Annotated in this window: 23 protein-coding genes and 2 pseudogenes; 11 read left to right on the forward strand and 14 right to left on the reverse strand. The window is 58.4% G+C overall.

Annotated features, from left to right (window positions below):
- Positions 1-12: 12 nt before the first annotated feature.
- Genes CAF73_RS04565 through CAF73_RS04580 form a run of 4 tightly spaced genes read left to right on the forward strand, consistent with a single transcriptional unit; the run spans position 13 to position 4,152 of the window.
- Positions 13-645: an ABC transporter ATP-binding protein gene (locus tag CAF73_RS04565; RefSeq protein WP_227235539.1), complete on the forward strand. Its 633-nt coding sequence runs from the start codon at positions 13-15 to the stop codon at positions 643-645.
- Positions 642-1,529 carry an efflux RND transporter periplasmic adaptor subunit gene (locus CAF73_RS04570; protein WP_085702074.1) on the forward strand — a complete coding sequence of 296 codons (888 nt, stop codon included), beginning with the start codon at positions 642-644 and terminating at the stop codon, positions 1,527-1,529. The genes CAF73_RS04565 and CAF73_RS04570 overlap by 4 nt, the downstream gene beginning before the upstream one ends.
- Entirely contained in the window at positions 1,529-3,013 is a 1,485-nt protein-coding gene (locus tag CAF73_RS04575; RefSeq protein ID WP_085702075.1) for an efflux transporter outer membrane subunit, read from the forward strand. The genes CAF73_RS04570 and CAF73_RS04575 overlap by 1 nt, the downstream gene beginning before the upstream one ends.
- On the forward strand, positions 3,010-4,152 hold the full coding sequence (locus tag CAF73_RS04580) for an ABC transporter permease (RefSeq protein WP_085702076.1): 1,143 nt from the start codon (positions 3,010-3,012) through the stop codon (positions 4,150-4,152). The genes CAF73_RS04575 and CAF73_RS04580 overlap by 4 nt, the downstream gene beginning before the upstream one ends.
- Before the next feature lie 55 nt (positions 4,153-4,207).
- Here the strand turns inward: CAF73_RS04580 and CAF73_RS04585 are convergent, their stop codons facing one another.
- The gene (locus CAF73_RS04585; protein ID WP_256574627.1) at positions 4,208-4,696 is read right to left on the reverse strand and encodes an Hsp20/alpha crystallin family protein; all 489 of its coding nucleotides are present in this window, start codon (positions 4,694-4,696) and stop codon (positions 4,208-4,210) included.
- On the opposite strand from CAF73_RS04585, the gene CAF73_RS30395 reads away from it, so the two are divergent.
- A complete protein-coding gene (locus tag CAF73_RS30395; RefSeq protein WP_227235645.1) occupies positions 4,619-4,816 on the forward strand; it encodes a hypothetical protein in 198 nt (65 codons plus the stop codon). The genes CAF73_RS04585 and CAF73_RS30395 overlap by 78 nt on opposite strands.
- A gap of 9 nt (positions 4,817-4,825) precedes the next feature.
- Here CAF73_RS30395 and arcD read toward each other — a convergent pair whose 3' ends face one another.
- Entirely contained in the window at positions 4,826-6,319 is a 1,494-nt protein-coding gene (gene arcD / locus CAF73_RS04590) for an arginine-ornithine antiporter (protein ID WP_085702077.1), read from the reverse strand.
- Positions 6,320-6,607: 288 nt separating this feature from the next.
- Here arcD and CAF73_RS04595 point away from each other — a divergent pair, with 288 nt between their 5' ends.
- From CAF73_RS04595 to CAF73_RS30130, 3 genes are all read left to right on the forward strand, one after another.
- Positions 6,608-7,108: a cupin domain-containing protein gene (locus CAF73_RS04595; protein ID WP_234205299.1), complete on the forward strand. Its 501-nt coding sequence runs from the start codon at positions 6,608-6,610 to the stop codon at positions 7,106-7,108.
- 483 nt (positions 7,109-7,591) lie between these two features.
- Entirely contained in the window at positions 7,592-8,413 is an 822-nt protein-coding gene (locus CAF73_RS04600) for an inositol monophosphatase family protein (RefSeq protein WP_085702079.1), read from the forward strand.
- Positions 8,414-8,567: 154 nt separating this feature from the next.
- On the forward strand, positions 8,568-9,158 hold the full coding sequence (locus tag CAF73_RS30130; RefSeq protein WP_176247701.1) for a hypothetical protein: 591 nt from the start codon (positions 8,568-8,570) through the stop codon (positions 9,156-9,158).
- Here CAF73_RS30130 and CAF73_RS04605 read toward each other — a convergent pair.
- Positions 9,052-9,336: pseudogene (locus CAF73_RS04605) on the reverse strand (DNA-binding protein); the annotation flags it as partial. The gene CAF73_RS30130 and the pseudogene CAF73_RS04605 overlap by 107 nt on opposite strands.
- A gap of 178 nt (positions 9,337-9,514) precedes the next feature.
- Between CAF73_RS04605 and CAF73_RS04610 the strand changes: the two are divergent.
- A complete protein-coding gene (locus CAF73_RS04610; protein ID WP_085702080.1) occupies positions 9,515-10,495 on the forward strand; it encodes a site-specific integrase in 981 nt (326 codons plus the stop codon).
- Here CAF73_RS04610 and CAF73_RS30755 read toward each other — a convergent pair.
- The 4 genes and pseudogenes from CAF73_RS30755 to cynS all read right to left on the reverse strand — a co-directional run.
- Positions 10,452-10,790: pseudogene (locus CAF73_RS30755) on the reverse strand (aldehyde dehydrogenase family protein); the annotation flags it as partial. The gene CAF73_RS04610 and the pseudogene CAF73_RS30755 overlap by 44 nt on opposite strands.
- 116 nt (positions 10,791-10,906) lie before the next feature.
- Entirely contained in the window at positions 10,907-12,955 is a 2,049-nt protein-coding gene (locus CAF73_RS04615) for a pyridoxamine 5'-phosphate oxidase family protein (protein ID WP_085702081.1), read from the reverse strand.
- Positions 12,956-13,423: 468 nt separating this feature from the next.
- Positions 13,424-14,236, reverse strand: coding sequence for a formate/nitrite transporter family protein (locus CAF73_RS04620; RefSeq protein WP_085702082.1), 813 nt, complete (start codon positions 14,234-14,236; stop codon positions 13,424-13,426).
- Positions 14,237-14,283: 47 nt separating this feature from the next.
- A complete protein-coding gene (gene cynS, locus CAF73_RS04625; protein ID WP_085702083.1) occupies positions 14,284-14,724 on the reverse strand; it encodes a cyanase in 441 nt (146 codons plus the stop codon).
- Between the two features lie 215 nt (positions 14,725-14,939).
- Here cynS and CAF73_RS04630 point away from each other — a divergent pair, with 215 nt between their 5' ends.
- Entirely contained in the window at positions 14,940-16,832 is a 1,893-nt protein-coding gene (locus CAF73_RS04630; RefSeq protein WP_085702084.1) for a sigma 54-interacting transcriptional regulator, read from the forward strand.
- A 271-nt stretch (positions 16,833-17,103) separates the two neighbouring features.
- Here CAF73_RS04630 and CAF73_RS04635 read toward each other — a convergent pair whose 3' ends face one another.
- The 7 genes from CAF73_RS04635 to CAF73_RS04665 all read right to left on the reverse strand — a co-directional run bounded on the left by CAF73_RS04635 (position 17,104) and on the right by CAF73_RS04665 (position 22,997).
- Positions 17,104-18,405, reverse strand: a complete 1,302-nt coding sequence (locus tag CAF73_RS04635; RefSeq protein ID WP_085702085.1) for an MSMEG_0569 family flavin-dependent oxidoreductase — start codon at positions 18,403-18,405, stop codon at positions 17,104-17,106.
- Positions 18,406-18,447: 42 nt separating this feature from the next.
- The gene (locus CAF73_RS04640) at positions 18,448-18,783 is read right to left on the reverse strand and encodes an MSMEG_0570 family nitrogen starvation response protein (RefSeq protein WP_075944570.1); all 336 of its coding nucleotides are present in this window, start codon (positions 18,781-18,783) and stop codon (positions 18,448-18,450) included.
- A gap of 1 nt (position 18,784) precedes the next feature.
- Positions 18,785-19,807 (reverse strand): sll0787 family AIR synthase-like protein, encoded by a 1,023-nt coding sequence (locus CAF73_RS04645; RefSeq protein ID WP_085702086.1) that lies wholly within the window; start codon positions 19,805-19,807, stop codon positions 18,785-18,787.
- Complete coding sequence (locus tag CAF73_RS04650; protein ID WP_085702087.1) at positions 19,800-20,360, reverse strand: MSMEG_0567/Sll0786 family nitrogen starvation N-acetyltransferase; 561 nt, start codon at positions 20,358-20,360, stop codon at positions 19,800-19,802. The genes CAF73_RS04645 and CAF73_RS04650 overlap by 8 nt, the downstream gene beginning before the upstream one ends.
- A 14-nt stretch (positions 20,361-20,374) precedes the next feature.
- Positions 20,375-21,457, reverse strand: coding sequence for an MSMEG_0568 family radical SAM protein (locus CAF73_RS04655; RefSeq protein ID WP_085702088.1), 1,083 nt, complete (start codon positions 21,455-21,457; stop codon positions 20,375-20,377).
- A complete protein-coding gene (locus CAF73_RS04660) occupies positions 21,444-22,421 on the reverse strand; it encodes a Nit6803 family nitrilase (RefSeq protein ID WP_075944566.1) in 978 nt (325 codons plus the stop codon). The genes CAF73_RS04655 and CAF73_RS04660 overlap by 14 nt, the downstream gene beginning before the upstream one ends.
- Before the next feature lie 93 nt (positions 22,422-22,514).
- Positions 22,515-22,997 (reverse strand): MSMEG_0572/Sll0783 family nitrogen starvation response protein, encoded by a 483-nt coding sequence (locus CAF73_RS04665; RefSeq protein WP_075944565.1) that lies wholly within the window; start codon positions 22,995-22,997, stop codon positions 22,515-22,517.
- 242 nt (positions 22,998-23,239) lie between these two features.
- Here CAF73_RS04665 and CAF73_RS04670 point away from each other — a divergent pair, with 242 nt between their 5' ends.
- Positions 23,240-25,144 carry a sigma 54-interacting transcriptional regulator gene (locus CAF73_RS04670; RefSeq protein WP_075944564.1) on the forward strand — a complete coding sequence of 635 codons (1,905 nt, stop codon included), beginning with the start codon at positions 23,240-23,242 and terminating at the stop codon, positions 25,142-25,144.
- Positions 25,145-25,258: the final 114 nt, after the last annotated feature.

The raw sequence follows: 25,258 nt of genomic DNA on the forward strand, positions 1-25,258 counted from the left end.
GGCAGTACGCGCATGAAAGCGGTCGACCAGGTGGCGCTGGTCGCGCAGTTCGGCGAAATGGTGTTTGTCGTCGGCCCCTCGGGTAGCGGCAAGACCACACTATTGAGCATCCTCTCCGGCATCCTGCGACCCGACTCTGGAACGGTGCTGATTAATGGCCTGGACATCTGGAGCCTGAATAGCGACAGATTGGCCGAACTGCGCCTGGATCACATCGGGTTCGTGTTCCAGGACTATCACTTGTTTTCGCGGTTGACGGCGGCCGAGAACGTCGCCATCCCCCTGATCCTTAGGCATCACAAATGGAACGATGCGCTTTCGAAGGCCCGCCAGAGTCTGGAGGTGGTGGGCCTGAAGGATCGGGGGAACATCTTGCCCATGAAGCTTTCCGGAGGGGAGCAACAGCGCGTTGCCATTGCCAGAGCCATCGTGGGGGAGCCGCAAATCTTGATAATGGACGAGCCCACGGCATCTCTGGATGGGGACACGGGAAAAATGATCATCGCGTTCGTCAAGGAGAGAGTACTCAATCAGCAACGCTGCATCCTTATTGTCACTCACGATGCACGGATCAACGAGTACGCCGACCGTATCATCTACATGGCTGACGGCCGAATCAGCGAAACCGGGCATGCCATATCGTGAAAAAGTCCCTGCTGTTTACGCTGGCGGTAGTCGGTGTTCTCGGGGGGCTGATCGCCGCCTATCTGCTCGGGCGGACACCGCAGCCGCTGCCGCCCGCCTTCGCACCAGCGAGCAGCAACGATGCCAGCGCGATCTATGCCAATGGCATCATCGAGGGCGAGCAGCCCGGTGGCAGCAATATCGTGATCTATCCGCAGGTGGCCGCGCCGGTAACCCGGGTGTGGGTGCAGGAGGGGCAGACGGTCAAACGCGGGGAGCCGCTGGTCACACTTGACGACGCGGTGCCACGCGCCAATTTTGAACTGGCCCAGGCCAGCCTGGCCACCGCCCGCGACCAGTACAACAAGCGCTTGGCGTCTTACAACATTGATCCGAAATCGATCAGCAAAGATACCCTGGACACCGCGCGCAATTCCGTGACCCAGGCGCAGGCTGCCCTCAAGGCGTCGGCGGCGTTGCTGGCGCAATACCTCATCAAGGCGCCAGCGGACGGTGTGGTGATGACTATTAACAGCGCAGTGGGCAGTTATGTATCGCCCCAGGGGGCCTATGACGTTTACACCCAAGGGTTCGCGCCGCTGCTGGTCATGAGCGCCGATCAGGCGCATCTGGCTGTGCGCTGTTATGTGGACGAGATTCTGATCGCCCGATTACCAGCGCCCGAGCACATGCAGGCGCAGATGCTGATTCACGGCACGGACATCCGTGTGCCGCTGGCCTTCGTGCGGGTGCAGCCCTACGTATCGCCGAAAATCGAGCTGTCCAACCAGCGCCGGGAAAAAGTTGACCTGAGGGTGCTGGCGGTGATTTTTCGCTTCGAGAAGAAAGATCTGCCGAACGTCTACCCGGGGCAGTTGGTGGATGTGTTCATAGGTCAGAAATAATGGAAAGGGTAGACCGGTTACGCCGCACTGGACGCTTCTGCCTTGCACTGAGCCTGTTGCTGGGCAGCGCATGCACGGTCGGCCCGGATTTTTCGCCTCCGGCCACGCCTGTGTCAGAGCGTTATCTGAACGAGCCGCTGCCGGGGACTGTTGCGGCGCAGGGCGAGGTTCAACAGTTCGTGCCCGGCGGTGAGGTCACACCGGACTGGTGGCGTTTTTTCCACTCGACGGCGCTTGATGCACTGGTGCGCCAGGCGATCACCCATAACATGACCGTGCAGGCGGCCGAGGCCAGTTTGCGTCAAAGCCAGAACGCGCTCAGAGCCGGTCACGGGGTCTTCTATCCGCAGCTCGATGCCCGCTTCAGCGCCAGTCGTGAGCGCAGCGCGCCGGTCCAGCAAGGGCTGACGACGGCAGGCTCGATCTTTAACGTGATGATCTTCAGTGGCACGATCAGCTACACCCTCGATGTCTTTGGCGGCGAGCGACGTGCCGTGGAGGGCTTGCAAGCCCAGGTCGATCGCCAGACCTGGCTGACTCAGGCGGCCTATCTCACGCTAACGGCCAATGTCGTCAATACGGCCATTGCCCGGGCAGCCTATACCGCGCAGATCGAGGCCACGGAACAATTGATCGGTTTGCAGCGCCAGCAGCTGCAGTCCACCCAGGTTCAGGTGCGCAGCGGAACGGTGCCTTATTCGGCGACATTGAGCCTGCAGAGCCTAATCGCGACTAACGAGGCCTCGTTACCGGCGCTCAAACAGAAAGTCAGTCAAAGCGAGCACTTGCTGGCCACGCTCGAAGGCGTGATGCCTGCAGAACTCAAACTTCCCGACATTCGCTTGACAGCACTTTCGTTACCGCACGATCTGCCGGTCAGTCTGCCTTCCGACCTAGTGCGCCAGCGTCCGGATATCCTCACCGCCGAGGCGCAATTGCATCAGGCCAGCGCGCAAATCGGTGTCGCCACGGCGGCTATGTTTCCCAGCTTCAGCTTGAGCGGTACCTACGGGGCGGCTGGGTCGTACACCGGTTCACTGTTTGCCGGTGCCGGACGATTCTGGAACTTCGGGCCGTCGATCGATATTCCGCTGTTTCAGGGAGGGCGCCTGTGGTACAGCCGCCAGTCGGCAATTGACGCCTATCAGCAAGCAGCGGCGAACTACCGACAAGTGGTGCTGGAGTCTTTCGCGCAGGTGGCGGATGTGCTCAGGGCAATAGAGCTCGATGCGCAAACGTTACAGAAGCAGGCCGAGGCGCAGGCCGCTGCCCGAGAGGCCTTGAGATTATTACAGGCCAACTATCGCTCGGGTTTGGTGACCTATCTGGATCTGCTCGTGGCCAACGTGCAGTTGCATCAGGTCGATATTGCTTACCTTCAAGCATTGGCGCAGCGGCATCAGGACACGGTTGCGTTGTTCGTGGCGCTGGGCGGTGGCTGGTGGAACCGGCCCGATACTGGCATTAGCGGAAACTGGCCATGAAATACAGTGGAATTCTGCGCATCGGGTACAAACTCCTAGTCAATGATCGCGCCAAATTCTCGGCGTTACTGGTGGGTATCACCTTCTCAGTGTTCCTGATGATGCAAATGACCGCCATGTTCGCTGGCATCCTGAACCGCGCCTATTCGACGGTCACCAATGTCGGAGCACCGATGTGGATCATCGATCCGGCGGTCAACACCCCGACGATTGCCATCCCGTTGCCGGACTACCTGCTGGACGCAGTGCGCAGCATGCAGCAGGTGGAATACGCCGTCCCGGTATTCATTGGCAGCGCCCAGGTGCGCCTGGAAAATGGCACATATCAAGGGGTTAGCGTGATTGGTCTGGACGACACCAGCCTGCTCGGTCGTCCGGCCCTGGAGCAGGGCGCCATCGAGGATATCTACGCCGAAAACGCGTTCATCGTGGTTCACGATGCTGAATTCGCAAAACTGGGCAACCCTGCCATCGGTACCTCGTTCGAGCTCAACGACCACCGGGGCATCATCGTCGGCATCGCCAGGGTTCTGGTCGGTGGATTGACCGGAGTGCCGACGCTTTACACAACCTACCGGCGTGCCATCGAATACATCCCTACGACACGCTTCACCGTGTCATACATCTTGCTCAAGCCCAGAAGCCGGCAAGGTGAGGCAGCCATCAAGCAGCAAGTGGCGCGGTTGGGCTACATCGCCCTGACCAGGGATGAGTTCAACCGGCGTATTGCCGACTTCTACATCTATCAGACCGGTGTCGGGACCAATATTCTGATGATGACAGTCATCAGTTTTCTGGTCGGCCTGTCGATTTCCGGTCAGACGTTCTACAGTTTCATTCTGGAAAACCTGGATAAGTTTGCCGCTTTGAAAGCCATCGGCGCCAAGAACCGGGAGATGGTCTACATGATCTTCTTCATGGCCATGTTCACCGCGATGACCGGTTATGGTCTGGGCATCGGACTGGTGACTCTGATGATCGTCATCGCACGAACCTATCTTCCCAACTACGCTGCGATCGTCACTTTCTGGAATCTGGGACTGGCGTTTGGTCTGGTGCTGTTGATTGCCGGGTTTTCCAGCTACCTGGGCATTCGCAAGGTGCTGAAGATCGAGCCGTTCGACATTTTCAGAGGCTGAGGCCCAAGAAAAAGCCCCTTGCCAGTTTTCCGGCAAGGGGCATACATCTGCGGATTCATTCGCCCTTGATCGGCACGACCTTGTCCGCTTTCATCGCTTCGGGCTTTTTCGGCAGCGAGATGCTCAATACGCCTTTGCTGAAGTGCGCATCGATCTTCTCGGCGTCGACCCCTTTGGGCAGGTTGAACACACGCTCGAAGGAACCATAGTGACGCTCGCTCAAGTAATAGCCCTTGCGTTTTTCTTCCTTGTCCTCTTTCTTTTCGCCCTTAATGATCAGGCTGCCGTTGGACAGTTTGATTTCGATGTTCTTCTGGTCCATGCCGGGCAGTTCGGCCGTGATTTCGAAGCTTTTATCCTTTTCGGTGATATCCACGGCCGGCATGCTGGGGGAGAAGACGTCACGCGAGAAGAACGGTTCTACATCAAACAGCCCGCGGCTGAAGGGTGACATCAATGATCCACGGTGAAAATCCTCGAACAGGTGATCAACCTGCTGCCGCAGCTTTTCGAGTGGGCGCCAGATATCGGTCGTCACGGGCACCTGACTGGATTTTGCTTCCGCATGTTCCTGCATCTTTTTCAAGGAATTGCTCATTTTCGGTACTCCTCTCGGATTGAAGGCGCAGCGTCGGACGTCCTGTCGGCGAACCGCGCAGACTGAAAGAACTCCTTACAGCGTCAACGTCCCGGACCACAGCATCCAGCCCGCATAGGCCGCTGCGATCCAGATGATGATCAGCAAACCTGTCTCGGGACCGCCAAGAGGCTGACCCTCACGGGCTTTCAGTGTGCCCAGGTAGATCAGTGAGCCAGGGGCGTAGAGCAACGCGCTGAGCAGCAAGTATTTGGGGCCTGCGGCGTACAGCAACCAGACGCAATACAGCGTGGCGACCAGCGCGATGGCCAGGTCTCGCACTTGCAAGGCGCGATGACCAACGTAGGTTTCGCCCTGCCAGGTCATTTTCAATGCATACAGACTGCTGAGCAGGTAGGGCAGCAGGATCATCGAGGTGGCAAGAGAAATCAGTGCCAAGTAACTGGCGCTCGAGTAAAGCGTCAACAGCAAAAACAGCTGGATGCATCCGTTGGTCAGCCACAAGGCGTGGGCAGGCACGCCCCGGGCGGACTCCTTACCGAGCGACGGTGGCATGACCTTTTCCTTCGCCGGTGTGAACACCGATTCAGCCGCCAGCAGTGTCCAGGCGAGTAGGGCGCCACCGACCGAAACAATCAAACCGATGCTGATCAGCACGGCACCCCATGGTCCGACGGCGGCCTGCAGTACGCCGGCCATCGAAGGATTTTTAAGGGCGGCCAGTTCCGGTTGTTTGAGTATGCCCAGTGACAGCAGGGAAACCGCGATCAACAACAATAAAGTGATGATAAAACCGATGACAGTGGCGCGTCCGACATCGGCGCGCTCTGCCGCGCGGGCAGAAAACACATTGGCGCCTTCGATGCCGATAAACACCCAAACCGTCACCAGCATTGTGCTTTTGACCTGGTCGAGAATGCTGCCCAGCACCGGCGTTCCCCAGAAGTCCATGGCGAACGTGTCGCGCCGGAACGCCGCGATCACGAAGCCGATGAACAGCAACAGCGGCACAATCTTGGCCGCGGTGCTCAAGGCATTGGCACGAGCCGCCGTACGCATGCCCCGCAAGATCATCCAGTGCAAGGACCAGAGCACCACTGACGCGCCGGCAATCGCTGCTTTGTTATTGCCTTCACCAAATGCTGGAAAGAAGTAACTGAGCGCAGCAAACAGAATCACCAGATAGCTGACGTTGCCGATCCAGGCACTGATCCAGTAGCCCCAGGCAGAGTTGAAACTGAGAAAGTCACCACCGAGTGCCCGAGCATAGGCAAACACACCGTTATCCAATGCCGGCTGGCGGTTGGACAGGGACTGATAGACCAGTGCCAGCGATAGCATGCCGCCGCCGGTGATCAGCCAGCCAATGAGGATCGCCCCGGCCCCGGCGCTGGCCGCCATGTTTTGAGGAAGGCTGAAAATCCCGCTGCCGATCATCGATCCCACCACCAGAGCGACCAGAAGGCTCAGAGTGAGTCGCTTGGGCTCGGTTTTGGGTAAGCTGCCGGCCAGTGGGGGATGTTGGGCGGGGGTAGCGCCCGGTTGGATGTCTTGTAGTTGAGTAGCCATGACGTACCTCCACGAGACGGAATGGTCGGCATTGACCGCGAACGTCGAGGATTAATTTCGTCGAGAAGCGCGCATGTGTGTTTGATTAAAATCAACTGCAGGGAAAAAGCTGAGGGCGTCGGTTTCACAAGCTGCGGCCGCATAGTTTTGAGCCAAAGGAGGGCAGATGTGACAGCAAATCCTCCTGCTCCAAGAGCGCTTATAGTTAGCTCAAGTAAATAGATGTTTAGTTGAGCTATACACGAAGCACATCGAAAATGACTGGGAAAGCCTATGAAACTAAGTCATATGACCGCCAAGGACGTGATCACTGCTCTGGATCTGGAACCGCACGTTGAAGGCGGTTTTTTTCGCAGAACCTATCAGGCCGACCACCGGGACATGCTCGAAACTATCGGCGGACCGCGGTATCTGATGACGTCGATTTACTACTTGCTGACCGAGGAATCGCCGGTGGGCCAGTTTCATTTCAATCATTCCGACATCCTGCATTATTTCCATCTGGGCGACGCCATCGAATACAGCCTGATTCATGTAGACGGTTCACTACAGACATTGGTGATGGGTAGTGACGTTCTGGCTGGACAGCAACTGCAGTTCCACGTACCGGGCGGTATCTGGAAAGCATCCAGATTGCTGAATGGTGAGAATGGATTCGGGTTGATCAGCGAAGCGGTTTCACCAGGATTTGATTTCGCCGATATGGAAATGGGGAACCGGCAGAAACTCACAACGCAGTATCCACAGCATCGAGCGCTGATTGAAAAACTGACGCGTGACGGGGATTGAGCGCAGCATATTTCAAATAGAGCAATCTGCGAGCATCAAGGATCAGGCCATTTGAGAGCGCCGCAGGAGGTAGAAATGGTGTGCGCAATCAGGCTAGCGTTGTAATATTTTGTTACGTGTAATGTATATTATGTTAAAGAAGATGTTTTGATATCTCGGTAGAAATGTGACCGTTACTTAAAAATGATAGAGATGGCAGGAAAAAATGATACCGAGAGATCAATAGCTTAGATGGCTGCTTTGATTACCCCCCTTCGCTTGGTTACTTAAATGGGATAATCACGGATTGCTGCGGCGAAGGATTACTTGGAACTGTTCACCGCGTTCTATCAGAGTTTAGTTCAACGAAGCACCTAGTGCGCGTTCAGCCTCCCAGATGACAGAACGTAGGCTATAAGCCAATATTGTGTATTCATCAGATTCGCATTGGCCGTTCCCAATGGATCAGAGTCTTACCGTGACGCTTCACTTTGAGGATTTCGTATGGAGGCCATAAACCTAATTACGTTACTCGATCAGGCCGTTGTCGAGGTGACACTGGCTGGCGAGCTCCTTGTTTCCGAGTGGAAAAGGCCTGGAGGTGTTCGAGGTTACGAAGACAAGGCAGATGTGGACGTCGAGATAGAGCAAAAGTTGCGCGAGTCTCTGCTGCAGTTGCTGGATTGTGATTTTTGGGGCGAGGAAACCGGACATGTATTGAACGGCCATCCGTATTGCTGGGTGATCGATCCAAATGACGGTACCAGTGATTTTCTAAAGGGTCTCAAAGGCTCATCAATTTCTGTCGGTTTGCTACGTAATTCTGTACCAGTACTAGGGGTGGTTTACGCGCCTGTAACAGATGACCGTGGTAGAGACTGCATTGCGTGGGCCGAAGGATTACCGCACCCTCTTCGCAACGGCAACCCTGTTGATGTAGATCTTAGCCAGAAGAAACTGACGTGCGGAAGTCTCGTTATGGTCAGCGCTGCCGCAGTGGGCAAGCCTGGGGCTAACAAAGAGTTATGCTCGCCTGGTACATTCCATGCCATGCCGAGCATTGCCTACCGACTTGCGCGCGTGGCTGCTGGGGACGGTGTTTGCGCTGTTTCGCTTTACCCTGTATCAGCCCACGATGTAGTTGCTGGCCATGCCCTGTTAAGAGCAAGTCAGGGGGACTTGCTGGACCAAAACGGTGAAACTGTTACTTATAGCGCTGATATGGGTACTGTTTCGCTAAAGTGTTTTGGAGGGGCGCCTACCGCCTGCTTGATCTTGCTTCGTCGAGATTGGTCAGATCTTTTGCATCCGCGAGTGATCTCGTGAAGTTTGAGAGCGAGGATGATGAGATCCTACGGCCGATGGTTCCGGTTTATCTCTCCAATGTAATATCCGATAACGCGCAGACTCGGTTATTGCAGGGCTGCCGAACGCTGCCTATCATCGAGGCACGTTGTTCCGTCTCTTATTTGGTGCTTACATGGCTACAACTCCAATTCCTTTATTTGAAGCGTACAACCGTTTTCGAAACCTGAATTTTAGTCGTGTGATTGATGAACTGCCTCTTGTCTCTCAGTACCTGTTCTCCTTTCCGTCAGAGTTGAAGGCTCAGGATGGTTACCTGGCGGTACGCGGATTTCTAAAATCCTACTCAAACAATGAAGCCACGTTCAATTCCTACCGCACCCACGTTGAACGTCTGCTGCTGTGGTCTCTTCTGATCGCCAAGAAGCCGCTTCTCGAACTCAAACGCCATGATTGTGAGAGCTTCCTGGAGTTTTGCTTACAGCCTCGTCCTGAGTGGATTGGTCCTGTCGTCAAATCGAGATTTACCCGGGTGGGAGGTCGTAAGGCTGCTGAAACTGACACCTACATCATCAACGACAAATGGCGGCCCTTTAACGTCAAAATCGATAAGCAAATTCGCAAGGTCGCTGCGGAGAACTGTAAAGATGTAGATGCTCGTCGAAACGCGCCTGGGCGTACGCGAGAGCTTCGCCTCCCTCCTCCGTCATTCGCTCTAAAAGGCCGGCAACAAGCTCGGTCAATTCATCACTCAGCCGCTCTCTAGAGGCCCGAGGCCGAGGGTCAAAATCTTCTATTTCCTTCAAATAACGGTGAATAGTCGTCTTTGAGCCGGTATTTCCAAGTTCAATGCGCACAGCGTCGATACTCGGGTTCTCTCCCCGAGCAAGCAGCGATTCCCGGGCTTGTTGGACAATCGCCTTGTTAATTCCGCCGCGTGCCATTTGCCTCTCCTACGATTTCGTACTGTTTTACATACCACGTATATACATAGCACTTTACTACTATAAAAAGAACATTATAAGAGTGATTCTTTGATAAAATAATTGAGCGTTATCGCATCATAGAGCTGGTTTTCGTTTTTTCCAGCGTGGGAAAAGGTACGTTTGGCGTAGGAACGATATGAACATGGCGGATCGCTACCTGCAGGCCGGCACCCGGGAAAATACCCGGCGCAGCTATCGTGCAGCGGTGGAACATTTCGAAGTGACTTGGGGTGGCTTCCTCCCCACGACGGGCGATGGCATCGTGCGCTACCTCGCCGAGTACGCGGACAAGCACACCATCAGCACGCTGAAGCAGCGCCTGGCCGCCCTCGCCCAATGGCACATCACGCAGGGATTCCCCGACCCCACCAAAACACCTACCGTGCGGCAGATGATCAAGGGCATCCGCGCGTTGCATCCCGCTCAGGAGAAACAAGCGACTCCCCTGCTCCTGCAGCACCTGGAACAAGCTGTTCAGTGGCTGGAGCAGGACGCGGAGAAAGCAGCTGCCCGCCAGGATCTGACCACCCTGCTGCGCAGCCGGCGTGACATGGCCTTGGTGCTGATCGGGTTCTGGCGTGGTTTTCGCGGGGATGAGTTGTCGCGCTTGCAGATTGAGAACACCCAAGCGCAGGCAGGGGTGGGCATTACCTTCTACCTACCGCACAGCAAGGGCGATCGCCAGCACCGCGGCACGACGTTCCGTACACCTGCCTTGAAGAAGCTTTGTCCGGTGCAAGCCTATGTGAACTGGATCACCATCGCCGGCATTGCACATGGCCCAGTCTTCAGAAAGCTCGATCGTTGGGGGCATCTAGCTGAAGACGGCTTTAACGCTAACAGCCTGATTCCACTGCTGCGGCGAATTTTTAATCGCGCGGGGGTGTCTGGCGATCTTTACACCAGTCACTCATTACGTCGCGGCTTCGCCACCTGGGCAGCGGCCAATGGCTGGGATATCAAAGCGATGATGACGTACGTCGGCTGGAAGGACATGAAGTCAGCCATGCGCTACATCGACACGGCAGATTCCTTTGGGGAGTTGGCGACAAGTCGGCCACTCACTTCATCAGCTATTTCCCAAGTGCAAGCGTTGACAGTGGCTGAAAATCCCTAAGGGCCGGATGAAGTGTCGCGAGTAAATTTGTTTCACCGTTGATGGAGCGGATGGACTCGGTTCGCGTGGTTGCGCGCCATCGAATGAAATGTTGTGCGCGGTCAACTTGGGCGCGGCTGACTAGTGGGCCGATGGAGGTTGCCGAATCGTGATGGTTGTCGACTAGTACCGCTCTGACTGAAGTCTTTATCCTTTTAAGCGCATCCTTAAAGCGCGCGCGACGCAACCATAGTCTTGTGCCAGCAACCCAGGCCCGACGGTTGTTCCTAAAGGCCGCATACAGTGTCAGGGGAACTGCGTCGTCGAGAGTTCTGCCTCATCCAGCACTATAGAGGCAGTTGCCCTGCGTTATCGTAGACACCCATCGCTCGCAAGCTCGCTCCTACAGGAGAACTCGGTCTGCTGTGAGAATCAGATGTCCAGTACTAGGGTCTCACTGCCTGCGGCCGGCACGGCGCAGCAGATCAGTACATCATCCGCCGCCAAGCCTTGTTCCGGGGTGTTGAGGTAGTGGACCTGCCCACTGGTCATCTTGGTAGTACAGGTGCCGCAGGAGCCGCCACGGCAGCTGAACTCAGGGTTAAGGCCGCGGGCTTCCGCCAGTTCCAGTAGAGTCCCGGTGCCTGGCTCCCAGCGCGCTTCCTTGCCGGAAGTGGCGAACAGCACCTTCACAGGCTCACTGGCGATAGGCACCTGCAGTGCGGCGGGAACGCTGACTTCGGCGTCACGCACTAGCGTGGACGGTCCGAATGTCTCGGCATGAATGCGGTCATCTGGGATGCGCATTTTGCGCAGGCCGTCATACAACGCCTGGGTGAAACTCCCCGGCCCGCACAGGTAAAAGTCGTAGTCGTTGAGCGGCAGCAGGGTCTTGAGCAGTTCGACATCGATCCTGCCGGCCAGGTCATAACTCTCGCCACCGCCCTCGGTCGGCGGCTGGCTGACCACCCGCAGGACTTTGACCTTGTCCCCTGCCCTCGCCACTAACTCTTCGAATTCCTCGCGAAAGGCCAGGTCGTCCACCGAGCGACTGCTTTGTAACACCCAGGTCGGGCGCATGCGGTTAATGCGTTTTCCTTCGTAGACTACTTCCCGCAGCATCGACAACATCGGCGTAATGCCAACGCCCGCCCCCAGAAGCACAAGAGGACGCCGCTCCGAGGGTTGAACCGTGAAATGCCCCTGGGGTGCCCGCGCTTCGATCAAGTCACCGACCTGAATCCGATCGTGCAGATGTGAAGACACCACGCCATCACGCTTGACGCTGATGCGCAAAAATTGATCCGAGGGTGCACTGGACACGGTGTAGGTACGAATCGTCGGCGGTTGCCCATCCAGCAACAGCCGCACAGGCATGTGTTGGCCCGGCTCGAATCTGGGCAAACCAACGCCATCGCACGACTCAAAATAGAACGAACGAATACTGCGGCTTTCATCGACGATGCGCGCCACCCGCAGCGGACGCCAGTGAGTACGAAGGGCTTCGGCCTCCAATCGCTCCGCAGCCTGCTCCCAACTTCCTGTCATTGTCGAGTTGAGTGATTCGCCTTCGGCCTGGTCGGCCCAGCGCAATGCCAGCGCAGCCTGACGGTGAACGATGCGCTGCGGCGTGAAACGCCAGAGCCGCTCGGCGCCTTGGAACGCGGCGATTTCCGGGTCGTCTAGCAGTACTTCAGCGGTGCCGGTCATTTGTAGCAGGTCACCGTTCTCGAAATTGATAAACGTCAGCCCGGCACGGGGGTTGAGCAAGATGTTGCCCAGGGTGTTGAAAAAAAGGTTGCCGGAAAAGTCCGGGATAGTGAGCGAGCCGTCTTCTTCCATTCGTACAAAACCAGCCTTGCCGCCGCGATGAGAGGCATCGACTTGGTTCTGACCATCACGCACGACGTAGGTCGCTACATAAAACGAATCCGCCGATGTGACCATGCGGCGTATCAGTGGATCGGTCACGGTCAGCTCTTGAGCGATGTCTGCCGTCTCTTCGACGAACTCGTACTGACGCAGATTAATGTAGCGTGGGCAGTTACCATAGGCTTGAGTCACGACGATCTCGATACGATCGTCCAGCGCCCGCAGTACATTGCCATTCATACGATTGCGGCGGCGAGTGTGCAACTCAATGCCTAACATACCTATCGCATCGCCCGGCTGCATGCCTTCATGAGCAGGATCGTTAGGCTGTGGTTCGAGCTTGATCTGTAAAACTTCCGGTGTGGGAGAGATCATGAAGCCCGGTTGCCCGGTGCGAAGGGTGGCCCACACATCGCCTTGCCGATCCACGGCGCCCAACACCACAAAAGGTAGTTGCGAATAAAACTCGCGATGCTGGTCCGGCATCCACGTCCGCGACATCTGCCGCTGACCGACACCCACCATCATGTCCACTGCACCGACGGCGCGCTGTAAAGTCAATTCACCTTCATGCCAAGGTGAAGATCGAGGTTTTGAGGTGTCGTCCATTCGCTTTCCCCTTGCGCCCGCCGTAACGGTCTGTCTGCTTCGTCACCTCAAACGTGGAGGTGAACTGAGTCAGGCGCATGTTGACGCTGAAGTGCCTGTGGCGGAATGGGCACAAAATGCAATCCAGCATTTCAGAAAATGAAATGCTGGGGCGTCAATAGCGAGTTTGTGAATCCCTGTAGAGCGAGTTGGCGAAGGCACCCCGTATGACTACTCCGAAGGCGTTAGCTAAAAGTCGTTCGAGGATCGCTTTACGTGCATGGACGTGGACAGCATCGACTTCGTCTGGATTCACGACACCTCCAAGGTTTTCCACGATGACGCCTAGCTCGCAAAGTTCGAGAACCCCGCACTGGTGCGTTCCTGTCGACTCAAGCTCATGAATCACAACTGCCGCCTAACCATACGCTCACGCCTTGTAAAAATAATCAGCGGTGAGCGTTTGTCGCCTTGGCGTGACTTTTCATATCACGCCAGAGCGCGCTTGGCCGCCGTTTTGATGTGGGTGCTGTACAGCGTCAACCCGGTGAACGCCAGGCCACCAACCAGGTTGCCCAGCACGGTCGGGATCTCATTCCAGACCAGGTAGTCCATCACCGAGAACCCGCCACCCATGATCATCGCCGACGGAAACAGGAACATGTTGACCACCGAGTGCTCGAACCCCATAAAGAAGAACAGCATGATCGGCATCCACATGGCGATCACCTTACCGCTCACCGAGGTCGAGATCATCGCGCCGACCACACCCATGGAGACCATCCAGTTGCACAGCATGCCGCGCAGGAAAATCGTGATCCAGCCGCCCACGCCATAGTGTGCATAACCCAGGGTGCGGGCCTCGCCGATGCTGGCGATCTTTTCCCCGACCGCGCCCGGACCGGTATTGAAGCCGTAGGTAAAGACGAACGCCATCATGAACGCCACGGTCAGCGCACCGGCAAAGTTACCGACAAACACCAGCCCCCAGTTGCGCAACACACCGCGCACGGTGACGCCCGGACGCTTGTCCAGCAGCGCCAGTGGCGTGAGCATGAATACCCCAGTCAGCAGGTCGAAACCCATCAGGTACAGCATCGAGAAGCCCACGGGGAACAGCACCGCACCGAGCAGCGCGGAACCGCTCTGCACCGCGATGGTGACCGCAAACACTGCGGCCAGAGCCAGAATCGCCCCCGCCATGAAACTGCGAATCAGGGTGTCGCGGGTCGACATGTGAATTTTCGATTCGCCGGCATCGAGCATCTTGGTGACGAATTCGAATGGAAGTAGATAGGACATTGGGCTTTCCTCGTAGCTGATTTTTCAAAAGCGGAGAGGCTGCTCGATCACCAGGACCGGTAAGGCAGGAACTTGCCATTGAGGGTCAGCAGGACGCGATCGCCCTTGGGGTCTTCAATTTTTTCGACATGCATGGAGAAGTCGATGGCGCTCATGATGCCGTCGCCAAATTTTTCCTGGATCACGTCCTTGAGCGTCGGGCCGTAGACACCCACCACCTCGTACAGGCGATAGATCAGCGGGTCCTGGGGCACGGTCTTTTCCCAACTCTTGACCGGGAACTCGGTCATGGCTATGGCCACGTCTTCACCCAACTCCAGCACCTCACAAATACGCGCGGCGACATCCGGCGAGGCGCTGTTCATGCCGTAGCACACCGAGGCCAGCCACACCGGCGCCTTTCTGACCAGTTCGCTCAAGTGGTCCCAGGTCATTTCCTTGCGAGCCTTGGCGGCCATGATGGTGTGATGCATTTCGACTTTGTTCATGTTGAAGATCTCTCTTGTGGGTTTTAGCGATACTGGAGAGATAGCGAGAGTCGTGCCAATTGCTAAATTATTCTTATCACGTTGATTTTTAGAGGTTTATTCTCAGAATAGTTTCAAAAGAAACTAACGAATTATCGTAAATAACGAAACTTGGTTAATTAATTTACGATTTTTCGTATATTCGACGTACCGTATCAGTTAGGGTCTCCCGGACCATGTCCACCGCCATCGACAAAATATCCGCTGCTTACGCTCCGCTCGCCATGCTGGTGGTGGACCCGGCATCGGACGCTCTGGTCCAGGTCAATGCCGCCGGCCTCGCTCTGCTTGGCTGCGAAGAGAATGCTACTTCCCTCACCCGCTTCAGCCATTTCTTCGGCAGCGCCATCGCACTGTGGGTCAGCTTCACCGACGAGGTGCTAACTCAGGGCGAAGCCTGGTCCGACGATCTCAGCCTGCTCGACCTGACCCGCAAACACCACGCCGTCGAAGTCAACGCCCGGGCACTGGAGGATGGCCAGCGCATCCTGCTGATGATCCAAGACCGCGATCAGCTGGAAACCCGCCGCAACCGTTCCGAAGCCCGCCGCCAACATCGCTTGGGCCACGTTGGCTGGGAGCGCATCACTCAAGTGTTCGAACGCATCGAGCGACAGAACCGCCTGATCCTCGGCGCCGTAGGTGAAGGCATCTACGGGCTGGACGCCGCTGGGCAAACCACCTTCATCAACCCGGCCGCCGAACGGATTCTCGGGTGGAGCGCAGGGGACATGGTCGGCCATGATGCCCACCAGTTGTTTCACCACAGCCACAGTGATGGCAGTCTGTTTGAAGTACAGCAGTGCTCCATTCACACCTCGTTCAGCGACGGCCAGGTGCGCCGTGTCGACAACGAGGTGTTCTGGCACAAGAACGGCGAAGCCATACCCGTGGAGTACACCAGCACACCGATTTTCGAGATGGGCCGTCTGGTGGGGGCGGTGGTGTTGTTCCGCGACATTCGTGAGCGGCAGCGGGCCGAACTGCGGTTGCGCGAAGCCTTGAATGAAGTGGAGCAACTCAAGCAACGTCTGGAGCTGGAAAACCAATACCTGCAGGAAGAGATCAAGGCGGAGCGCAATCACCACGAGATCGTTGGCGACAGCCCTGCGGTGCTGCACCTGATCCGCCAGATCGAACTGGTGGCGCCAACCGACGCCAACGTGCTGGTCACTGGCGAATCCGGGACCGGAAAGGAATTGATTGCTCGGGCGATCCACGCAAGCAGCCGGCGCAGCGACCGCCCGTTAATTCGCGTCAACTGCGCGGCGATTCCTCGGGACTTGTTCGAAAGCGAGTTTTTCGGTCACGTCAAAGGCGCCTTCACAGGGGCCACCAATGATCGGGTCGGACGCTTTGAACTGGCCGATGGCGGCACGCTGTTTCTCGATGAGGTGGGCGAAATCCCCTTGGAGCTGCAAAGCAAACTGCTAAGGGTGCTGCAGGACCAGCAGTTCGAACGGGTGGGCGATAACCTGACCCGAGCGGTGGATGTGAGGGTGATTGCCGCCACCAACCGCGACCTGCGGGAGATGGTCGCCGCTGGCGGATTTCGTGAAGATTTGTACTTCCGCTTGAACGTGTTTCCGGTGCGTTCGGTGCCCTTGCGCGAACGCCTGGGCGACATACCGCTGTTGGCTGGCCACTTTCTTGAGCGCGCCTGCCAAGCCTTCAACAAACCGGGAGTGCGTCTGCCGTTGACCCAGGTCGAGGTGCTCAAGCGTTATCCGTGGCCGGGCAATATTCGAGAGCTGGAAAACGTGATCGAGCGACAGATCATCGTCTCGCAGGATGGCCGCTTACGCTTCGATGAGCTATTGCCGGCCGCCGCTCGCGAGCAGATTGAGACACCCGTAGAACCGCTGGACGACAGCGAACCGCTGCGCGATGAGATTGTGCAACAGCAACTTCGCCTGAACACCGTGGCGATGCTCAAACGCACTGGAGGCAAAGTCTCCGGCGAAGGCGGAGCTGCGCAACTGCTGGGGCTCAAACCGACCACCCTGGCCTCACGCCTGCGCAAATGGAACATTGATCCGCGGAATTACAAACCCGGTCGCCGCGAGTGATAACGGGCTTCGTCTGGTTATCCGCAGCGTCTATGAGACCATCGCGAGCAGGCTCGCTCCCACAGGGGTGATGTGACGGGTACAGGATCAGGTATAACCTGGATCATGGGAGCGAGCCAGCTCGTGATGGACGCCAACGATGACGCAGGCTGCCAGAATGACCGAGTTACCGGAGGTCGGTGCGAACTGGCAATCAACCAACTTGCTCAATCATCGTCAGCGCCTGCTTGCTCCCATTGGGTCTGAGGCATGGCTCAAAACCTTTGCTCAATCACCTCGCCGCTGCCCGTTTTCCCTGAATCAAGCTCTCGGCCCGGTCAGAGCTGATCTGGTCCACGAGGTAACGCGCATCCTTGGCCACCCCGGAAAACCGCCCCGAGCCCCAGGTGTACAACCAAGGCAACCCAAGGAAGTACAACCCCGGCTGCGCGGTCACGCCGCGCTGATGGCCCGGATGGCCACGGCCATTGAAGACCGGTGCCTCGACCCAGGTGAAGTCCGGGCTGAAGCCGATGCACCAGATGATGCTGGTGATGCCAGCCGCCACAAGGTCCACTTCACTGCGTTCTTGCTCAGGCGTCCAGTTGGGAACATAGCGCTCACCGGCCGGCGCCTCGATGCCGTGCTGTTCGATGTAGTTGTCGATCGAGCCGTTGATGCGGTTGTACACCGCATCGGCGCTGTCGAGGCTCTCCGCTAGGTTAAGCGCGAACTGCATCCGCGTGCCCTGCAAGCCTTCTAGTCGACCGAGCAATTCCATGCCTTCCACGGCAAACTTGCGCAGGTCGATGTCGCGCCCGCCGTCACGCCCGGTGACGTAGTGGTTGGTGTTATCGCGAACGCCTTCGCGCAACGGATGGGTGTCAACCCCGATTTCGTAGTAGCCCATTTCCGCCAGCCAATCGACCACGTCCTTGCCCCGGTAGAAGCGTGCGCAACGCGGTGCATCACCGACCGCCAGAAAGACCTTGCGCCCGGCCAAGTGAAGGTCTTCGGCGATTTGCGCCCCCGATTGTCCAGATCCGACCACCAGCACATTCCCGGCAGGCAAGGCCGCGGGATTGCGGTACTGCTCCGAATGCAACTGATGAACGCCCGCAGGCAGACGCTCGGCCAGGCGCGGAATGATTGGCGTGTGATAACCACCCGAAGCAACAATCACCTGATCGGCCGAAAACTCGCCCTGGGAGGTATGCACCTCGAAACCACCGATGGCGCGCGGCACCACGCGCTGTACTGTCACGCCCTCGCGCACCGGCGCATTCACCGCTTTAACGAAGCCCGCCAGGTACGCGTTGATCTCGTCTTTTTTCATGAACCCGTGAGGATCGGCGCCCTTGAAATCATCGACGTAGGTGTAACCCGGTAAGGCGCACTGCCAGTTCGGCGTGACCAGGCTGAAGGCATCCCAGCGCTGGTTGCGCCATGTGTGGGTGACGCTGTGCTTTTCCAGCACCAGATGATCGACCCCTTCCTGTTGCAGGTAGTAGCTGGCAGACAATCCGGCCTGCCCGCCGCCGACGACGATCACGCTGTGGTGTTGAGTTTTGATGGAAGTGAGGTGGCTGGTCATAACGTTGCTCCGGTCATCGGTGACGATAAAAATTCAGAAAAATCAGAACGAGCTCCAGCCCGCACCGATCACTTGCCCCGCGCCCTCGGTGCGCATGCTGATCACGTTCACCCGCCCCTCGACGTCGGCCGGTTCAACCAGATAACTGGCCTGACCCTTCAGCGAACTCAAGGTGTCCATGGCCGAACTGCAATAGAACCCCTTGACCTCCTTGACCCGTTCCGAGGCGTTGTTCAGCGCGCTTTCGATGCGCTGCAAAAAGTCCGGCAGCGGGTAACTGGCGCCCTCTTCTAGGTATTGGAAAATCACCGTTGAAGGCGAGTAACCGGTGGCTTCGCGGCCATTGGGCCAGCGGATCTTGAAGTTGACGGCGGGCATGTCAGTGCTCCTGTTGCTTGAGGTTTAAAGGGGTCAGGTCCAGATGGGGATAGCTGAAACCGGTGAAGGCCTGCTCGCGCAGATTCCAGAACAGGCCGCGTTGTTCGCCGTGGCGGACGGTCATGACGCCGCTGGCATCGACCGCGCCAATGCGCTCACAGCGCAGCCCTTCGAAGGCGAAAGCGGTCTGGACCTGGTCCCAGTCACCTTCATCGAGGGTCATCAGAAAGCCGTAGCTGGGGAACACCTGCAGCCAGCGCACAAGGTCGGCATCCGGCGGGCACGGCAGCGCCGCCAGATCGACGCTCGCGCCGCAACCGGTGGTTTCCAGCAGCATCAACAGGCTGCCCAGAACCCCGGCGTTGCTGATGTCCTTAGCGGCGTGTAGCAATCGGGCATCGGCCAGGCGCGGCAGCACGTCGAGCTTGCTGCGCAGGCGTTCGGCGGGCACGCCTTCGAATGCCTTCCAATAGGTACTGTCAGCGTGCCAGGCACCTTCAAGGTCCACGGCCATGGAGATTACCTGCCCCGGAGCGACATGGAGGGTCGACAACAGGTGCTGCGCAGTGCCGGTAATCGCCACGGCCAGCGCCGTCGGGTTATCGCGGGTGAGGCTGGTATGGCCCCCGGCGAGCAACAGGCCGTAGGCCTCACATGCCGCACGGATACCCGCCAGAATCTGCTGCGCAGCCGTGTTGTCGTGATGCCAATAGGCGTTGACCACCGCCGTCGCGCGGCCGCCCATGGCGGTGATGTCGCTGACGTTGGCCATGACCGCCGACCATCCCGCAAACCACGGCGTCGCCTCGACGAAGGCCGGCAACATGCCTTCGATGGCAAGCAGTTGAAAGTGATTGCCACAGGCAATGGCCGCGGTGTCGTCGCCGGGCAAGGCGTACAGCTGTTCACGGGTCAGGGCTTGTTTAGTGCTGCCCATGACCGCCGCCGGCTGCTGGATCGCCTGTTTCGACAGCATCGCGGGGGTGCTGCGCAGGGTGTCGATCAAAATCGCGAGATCATTCATGGCGCGCCACCTTCAGCGCCCGCAACGACACCTGACGCGGCATCAACGGGTAGCTCGCCAGATCCGCCTGCATCAGGCAATGAGGCTGGCCGAGCAACTCCAGTTGTTCCAGGCTGTGCCAGCGCAAACCATGGAAATAGCCTTCGTTCTGCGCCTGAACCGTGGCGCGGAACACCTCGCAGCCCAGGTCCTTGGCCCGTGACACCGCTTCGTTGACCAACGCCTTGCCGATCATGCTGTGCCGCCGATACGCCGGCGCCACGCACAAGCGTCCGCCAAACCACAGACCCGGATCCGGCTGGTAGATGCGCACCGCGCCCACCACCTGATCGGCGATCCCGCAATTGCCGGCCAGGGCGACGATGGCAATTGCCTGGAAGTCATGGCTGTCCTTGTCCTGCACCAACAGTTGTTGCTCATCGGAAAACACCGAGCGGCGCAGGGCGAAATACGCCTGTTTCTCCCAGTGTTCACGGGCGGGCTTGACCAGCAACTCACCGGCGCGAAACGGCTCGAACGTGCTGTCGACCAAAGCAAAGACGGAATGGGCCATGGGAGTTCTCCGGCTTATTCGTAGTTTTTCAGGGCCGAGCACGCGCCACATTTGGCGCAGCCGGCGTTGATCTGATCGGAGTGCAGACCATGACGGCGCAGGCTCGCGCCGATCTGCGGATACAGGCGAGCCATCATGGCGCTGTCGGGTTTGGGGTGATGGGCCAACGGTGTGCCGTCGATGGGCACGAACGGCACCACGAACGGGTACACGCCAAGGGCGCACAAACGCTCGCTCATCTCGCTGATGGCCGCTTCGCTGTCACCCAGGCCGGCGAGGATGTAGGTGCTGACCTGGCCGCGACCGAACACGTCGACCGCTGCGCTGAAGGCTTCGAAGTAACGACTCAGCGGTACTTCGGCCTTGCCCGGCATGATCCGCTGGCGCACTTCGTCGGTGACCGCTTCCAGGTGCATGCCTAGGGATACCACGCCACTGTCGGCCAGGCGCTGGAACCAGCGATCATCGTCCGGCGGCTCGCACTGCGCCTGGATCGGCAGGTCGACTGCCGCTGTCACGGCTGCGGCGGATTCACACAGGATCGACGCACCGCGGTCCGGGGTTTGCGGCGTGCCGGTGGTCATCACCATGTGCTTGACGCCATCGAGCTCCACCGCGGCCTTCGCCACTTGCGCCAATTGCTGCGGACGCTTGCGAGCGATGGTCTTGCCCGCTGCCAGCGACTGGCCGATAGCGCAGAACTGGCAGGAGCTGCCGCGATCGTTGAAGCGAATGCAGTGCTGCAATACCGTGGTCGCCAACACGTCGCGGCTGTGCAGCGTGGCGATTTTCCAGTAGGGAATGCCGTCGGCGGTGCTCAAGCCGTAGAAGTTCGGCACTCCGGGCATCTGTACCTGACCGACCTGCAAGCCTTCACGGAAGATCAACGCCTGGCTGCCATCAGCACTGGGTTGCGCCTGGTAAGGCGAGGTCTGCGAGGCCTGGTTGAGGATCGGCACCATCATGGTCCGGCTGCCGAACGTCAGCGCCTTGTGGTCCGACGGCCCGGCGCCGCCCTGGCGGGACAGGCCGTTTTGCGCCGCTGGCCAGCGCACGCCGTGGCACTGCAACTCGGCCAGCAGTTCATTTGTTTGCATGATCGAGCTCCTCGGTAGCAGCCGTTGCCAAATGGGCAGCACGCTCATGCACATAGGCCGTGGGCGTGCGGTCGATCAGCAGGCTGAGCAGTTCCGGACGACTGTAGTGCCCGACCGAATCCATCATGCGTTTGCGCTTGTCGATCAGCGCCAGGTCGAGGTCGGCAATCACCACGCCTTCGTTGGCACGCAGCGGCTCGCCGAGCAACTTGCCCTCAGGTGAAACGATGGCAGTGAAGCAACCACCGGAGATCGGGCCCAGGCCACAACCGGTGTCCTGCATGATCTGGCCTTGCTGATCGGCATCCAGCCAAGCAGTGGCGTTGACTACGAAACAGCCGGACTCCAGGGCGTGATGGCGAATGGTGACTTCGATCTGTTCGGCGAAGATGTCGCCCACCAGGGAGCCGGGAAACATCGCCGCGTGGATCTGCTCGCCGTCGGCCATCAAGGCGTAGCGCGCCAGCGGGTTGTAATGCTCCCAGCACGCCAGCGAACCGATGCGCCCGATGGCGCTGTCGACGGCGCGCAGGCCGGAGCCGTCGCCCTGCCCCCAGACCATGCGCTCGTGGTAGGTCGGGGTGATCTTGCGGCGATGCTGGATCAGCGTGCCGTCGGCGTCGAACAGCAGCTGGGCGTTGTAGATCGTGCCGCCATCGCGCTCATTGACGCCGATGGACACCACCATCCCCGCCTGCTTGCACGCCTCGCCAATGGCCAGGGTGGCGGCGGACGGTACAGTGACCGATTGATCGAGCAGTTTCAGGTGCTGGGCACCCATGGTGAAGGCCGGCTGCACAAAGGAAAAATACGGGTAGTACGGCACCACCGTCTCCGGGAACACGGCGAACTGCACGCCTTGCTGGCCCAAAGCGATGATCTGTTGGCAGACCTTGTCCACGGTGCCTTCGCGGCTGTAAAGCACGGGGCTCAGTTGAACGGCTGCTGCGCGAATGATGGGCATGATGGGGGTCCTGAAGTGTTGTGTGTTCACAAGATCGATGTCGCTGTTGTGGCGAGCGAGCTCGCTCGCCACAGGGGTATTTCAGCGGCGCTGTCAGGCCGTCCAGGTATCAATGATCATTGCGCCCTCGCGGCGCATCAGCAGGCGCAGGTCCATCACGTCCAGCGGGTTGATCGGGCGGATGCCTTCGATCAGGGCTTTTTCGGTCTGGCCGTACAGGGCTTGCAGGGCAAAGCGGCAGGCGTACACCTCGCCGCCCTCCTCCATGAACTGCATCAATTGCTTGTTCACCGCCAGGTGCCCGGGAAACGCCTCGGCGCCCAAGGTCGGGAAGCCGCGTTGCACGCCCAGTTGCACGCCCGGCCCGTACAACAGGATTTTGGTTTCGAAGCCTTTGCGCAGCAGGCGCTTGGCCTGAAGCATGTTGACCAGGCCGATGGAGCCTTCGAAGGCGATGGTGTGGAAGGTGATCAATACTTTTTCGCCCGGTTCGGCTTTGATGTCCTCAAAGACTTTCTCTTCGTAATTGACCAGGAAGTCGCCGTCTTTGTAATGGGGGATGTCCACGGTTGGCATAGTGTCGCTCTCCAGTGTCTTCGTGCTTGAACGTCAGCCTGGGTTGGCTGCCGGGTTGCAGGAGATAGAGCGAACGCCGTGCCAGAAAATAAAACGTTTTTCTGCAGTGGGTTAAGCATCTGATTTGTATGAAGATACCAATCTGATCCGGTTTTTGTTCCGGCATCTGATGCTATCGCCGAACCACGCATTCCCGTAGAAATACGAATATTCGTAGCCACAGAACACGAGATTTCGTAGCCATGAACGAAGCAGACTCCCTCAGCGGTTGGGCCGACCTGGCCTATTCCTCGCGGCACATGGTGTTCGAGCATTGCGCCGAAGCCATCGCGTTGCTCAATCCCTACGCCGATCGGCTGGTGGACCTCAACATCGCCGCCTGCAAACTGCTCGGCTATCCCAGGCAGGAGCTTCTTGAACTGCCGGTGAGCAAACTCTTCGGTCATCAACTGGCAGACTTGATCGTCTTCACCCAGGCGGTGATGGACAAGGGACGCGGCTGGAGCGACGAGCTCAGTTGCAACTGCAAGAGCGGCGAACGCATCGAGCTGGAAATCTCCGCCACCACCTTGCAGGTCAAGGGCGAGCAGCAGCTGATTCTGGTAATGCGCGAACTCAGCCTGCAGAAGTACCAGCGCGACCAGGCGGACACCGAACGCACCATGCGCGGCGGGCTGATCGAGTGGCGCAATATCCTCAACCTGTTCCAGGAAAACGAGCGCGATAACCAGTTGCTGCTCAGCTCCGTGGGCGACGGCATCTACAGCATCGACAGCGAAGGCCTGGCCACCTTCGTCAATCCAGCCTGCGCGCGCATGCTGGGCTGGGAAACCCAGGACATGATCGGCAAGAACATCCACCGCATTCACCACCATACCCATGCCGATGGCAGCCATTACCCGGTGGAACAGTGCCCCATCTACAAAGCGGTGCACGACGGTGTGATCCACGAAGGTCGTCAGGAGATTTTCTGGCGCCGCGACGGCAGTTCGTTCCCGGTGGAATTCACCAGCACCCCGGTGATCTCCGATGGCCGTATCGTTGGAGCCGTGGTGGTGTTCCGTGACATCACCGAGCGGCGCAGCACGGAAAACCAGCTGCAAAGCGCCCTCGAAGAACTCAAGGTGCTCAAGGATCGGCTGGAAGAGCAAAACGCCTATCTGCAGGAAGAGATTCACATCGAGCACAACTACCGCGAGATCGTCGGCCAGAGCGAACCGATCAAGAAAATTATCCGGCAGATCGACGTGGTCGCGCCCACCGATGCCAGCGTGTTGATCAACGGTGAATCGGGCACAGGCAAGGAACTGATCGCCCGCGCGATTCACCAGGCCAGCCGCCGTAACGGCCACCCGCTGATCCGGGTCAACTGTGCGGCGATCCCCGCAGAACTGTTCGAGAGCGAATTCTTCGGCCACATCCGCGGCGCCTTTACCGGCGCCGTGCGCGATCGGGTCGGCCGCTTCGAGCTGGCGGATGGCGGCACGCTCTTTCTCGATGAAATCGGCGAAATCCCCCTTGAGCTGCAAAGCAAACTGCTGCGTGTGTTGCAGGAGGGGCAATTCGAACGGGTCGGCGAAGAGCGCACGCGCAAGGTCGATGTGCGGATCGTCGCCGCGACCAACCGCGACCTGCGCCAGGAAGTGGCGACCAAGCACTTTCGTGAAGACCTGTATTTCCGCCTCAACGTGTTCCCGATCCAGTCCCCGGCGTTGCGCGATCGCCTGATGGACATCGGCGCCCTGGCCGCGCACTTCCTCAAGCAGACTGGCAAACGCCTGAACATGCCCGGCCGGCGCCTGCGCAATAGCGATATCGAACGCCTGCAACGCTATTCGTGGCCGGGGAATATTCGCGAACTGCAAAACGTCATCGAGCGCGCGTTGATCACCTCGATTGGCGCCGACCTGAACCTGGACCTGCCGGACGAGCCCAAAACCAGCCTGCCTGCACCACAGCAACCCTCCTCCGAAGTTGCGATCATGACTGACGCGCAAATTCGCGAACTTGAACGCAGCAACATGCAGGCCGCATTGAAGGCGGCGGATGGCAAGTTGTTCGGCAAAGGCGGCGCAGCGCAATTGCTGGGACTGAAACCGACGACATTGGCGTCGCGGTTCAAACGGCTGGAGATCAAGCTCGAATAAAGCGTGGGCCCGGTCGCCACGCAACTTCGTAAAACCCGCTACGAAATGTCGTATTCCTACGGAGTTACGTAGCGGGCCGGCTCAGAACGGAACGTCCCACAAATCAAAAATACC

This window comes from Pseudomonas sp. B15(2017) (genome assembly GCF_002113215.1).
Lineage (GTDB): Bacteria > Pseudomonadota > Gammaproteobacteria > Pseudomonadales > Pseudomonadaceae > Aquipseudomonas.

Coding starts and splice junctions, on each gene's coding strand:
- CAF73_RS04645 (WP_085702086.1), bottom strand. CDS start 19,807: ATGAATGATCTCGCGATTTTGATCGACACCCTGCGCAGCACCCCCGCG.
- CAF73_RS04620 (WP_085702082.1), bottom strand. CDS start 14,236: ATGTCCTATCTACTTCCATTCGAATTCGTCACCAAGATGCTCGATGCC.
- CAF73_RS30130 (WP_176247701.1), top strand. CDS start 8,568: ATGGCTACAACTCCAATTCCTTTATTTGAAGCGTACAACCGTTTTCGA.
- CAF73_RS04580 (WP_085702076.1), top strand. CDS start 3,010: ATGAAATACAGTGGAATTCTGCGCATCGGGTACAAACTCCTAGTCAAT.
- CAF73_RS04650 (WP_085702087.1), bottom strand. CDS start 20,360: ATGGCCCATTCCGTCTTTGCTTTGGTCGACAGCACGTTCGAGCCGTTT.
- CAF73_RS04610 (WP_085702080.1), top strand. CDS start 9,515: ATGAACATGGCGGATCGCTACCTGCAGGCCGGCACCCGGGAAAATACC.
- CAF73_RS04635 (WP_085702085.1), bottom strand. CDS start 18,405: ATGACCAGCCACCTCACTTCCATCAAAACTCAACACCACAGCGTGATC.
- CAF73_RS04655 (WP_085702088.1), bottom strand. CDS start 21,457: ATGCAAACAAATGAACTGCTGGCCGAGTTGCAGTGCCACGGCGTGCGC.
- CAF73_RS04575 (WP_085702075.1), top strand. CDS start 1,529: ATGGAAAGGGTAGACCGGTTACGCCGCACTGGACGCTTCTGCCTTGCA.
- CAF73_RS04665 (WP_075944565.1), bottom strand. CDS start 22,997: ATGCCAACCGTGGACATCCCCCATTACAAAGACGGCGACTTCCTGGTC.
- CAF73_RS04600 (WP_085702079.1), top strand. CDS start 7,592: ATGGAGGCCATAAACCTAATTACGTTACTCGATCAGGCCGTTGTCGAG.
- CAF73_RS04670 (WP_075944564.1), top strand. CDS start 23,240: ATGAACGAAGCAGACTCCCTCAGCGGTTGGGCCGACCTGGCCTATTCC.
- cynS (WP_085702083.1), bottom strand. CDS start 14,724: ATGAACAAAGTCGAAATGCATCACACCATCATGGCCGCCAAGGCTCGC.
- CAF73_RS04660 (WP_075944566.1), bottom strand. CDS start 22,421: ATGCCCATCATTCGCGCAGCAGCCGTTCAACTGAGCCCCGTGCTTTAC.
- arcD (WP_085702077.1), bottom strand. CDS start 6,319: ATGGCTACTCAACTACAAGACATCCAACCGGGCGCTACCCCCGCCCAA.
- CAF73_RS04615 (WP_085702081.1), bottom strand. CDS start 12,955: ATGGACGACACCTCAAAACCTCGATCTTCACCTTGGCATGAAGGTGAA.
- CAF73_RS04640 (WP_075944570.1), bottom strand. CDS start 18,783: ATGCCCGCCGTCAACTTCAAGATCCGCTGGCCCAATGGCCGCGAAGCC.
- CAF73_RS04595 (WP_234205299.1), top strand. CDS start 6,608: ATGACCGCCAAGGACGTGATCACTGCTCTGGATCTGGAACCGCACGTT.
- CAF73_RS04630 (WP_085702084.1), top strand. CDS start 14,940: ATGTCCACCGCCATCGACAAAATATCCGCTGCTTACGCTCCGCTCGCC.
- CAF73_RS04565 (WP_227235539.1), top strand. CDS start 13: ATGAAAGCGGTCGACCAGGTGGCGCTGGTCGCGCAGTTCGGCGAAATG.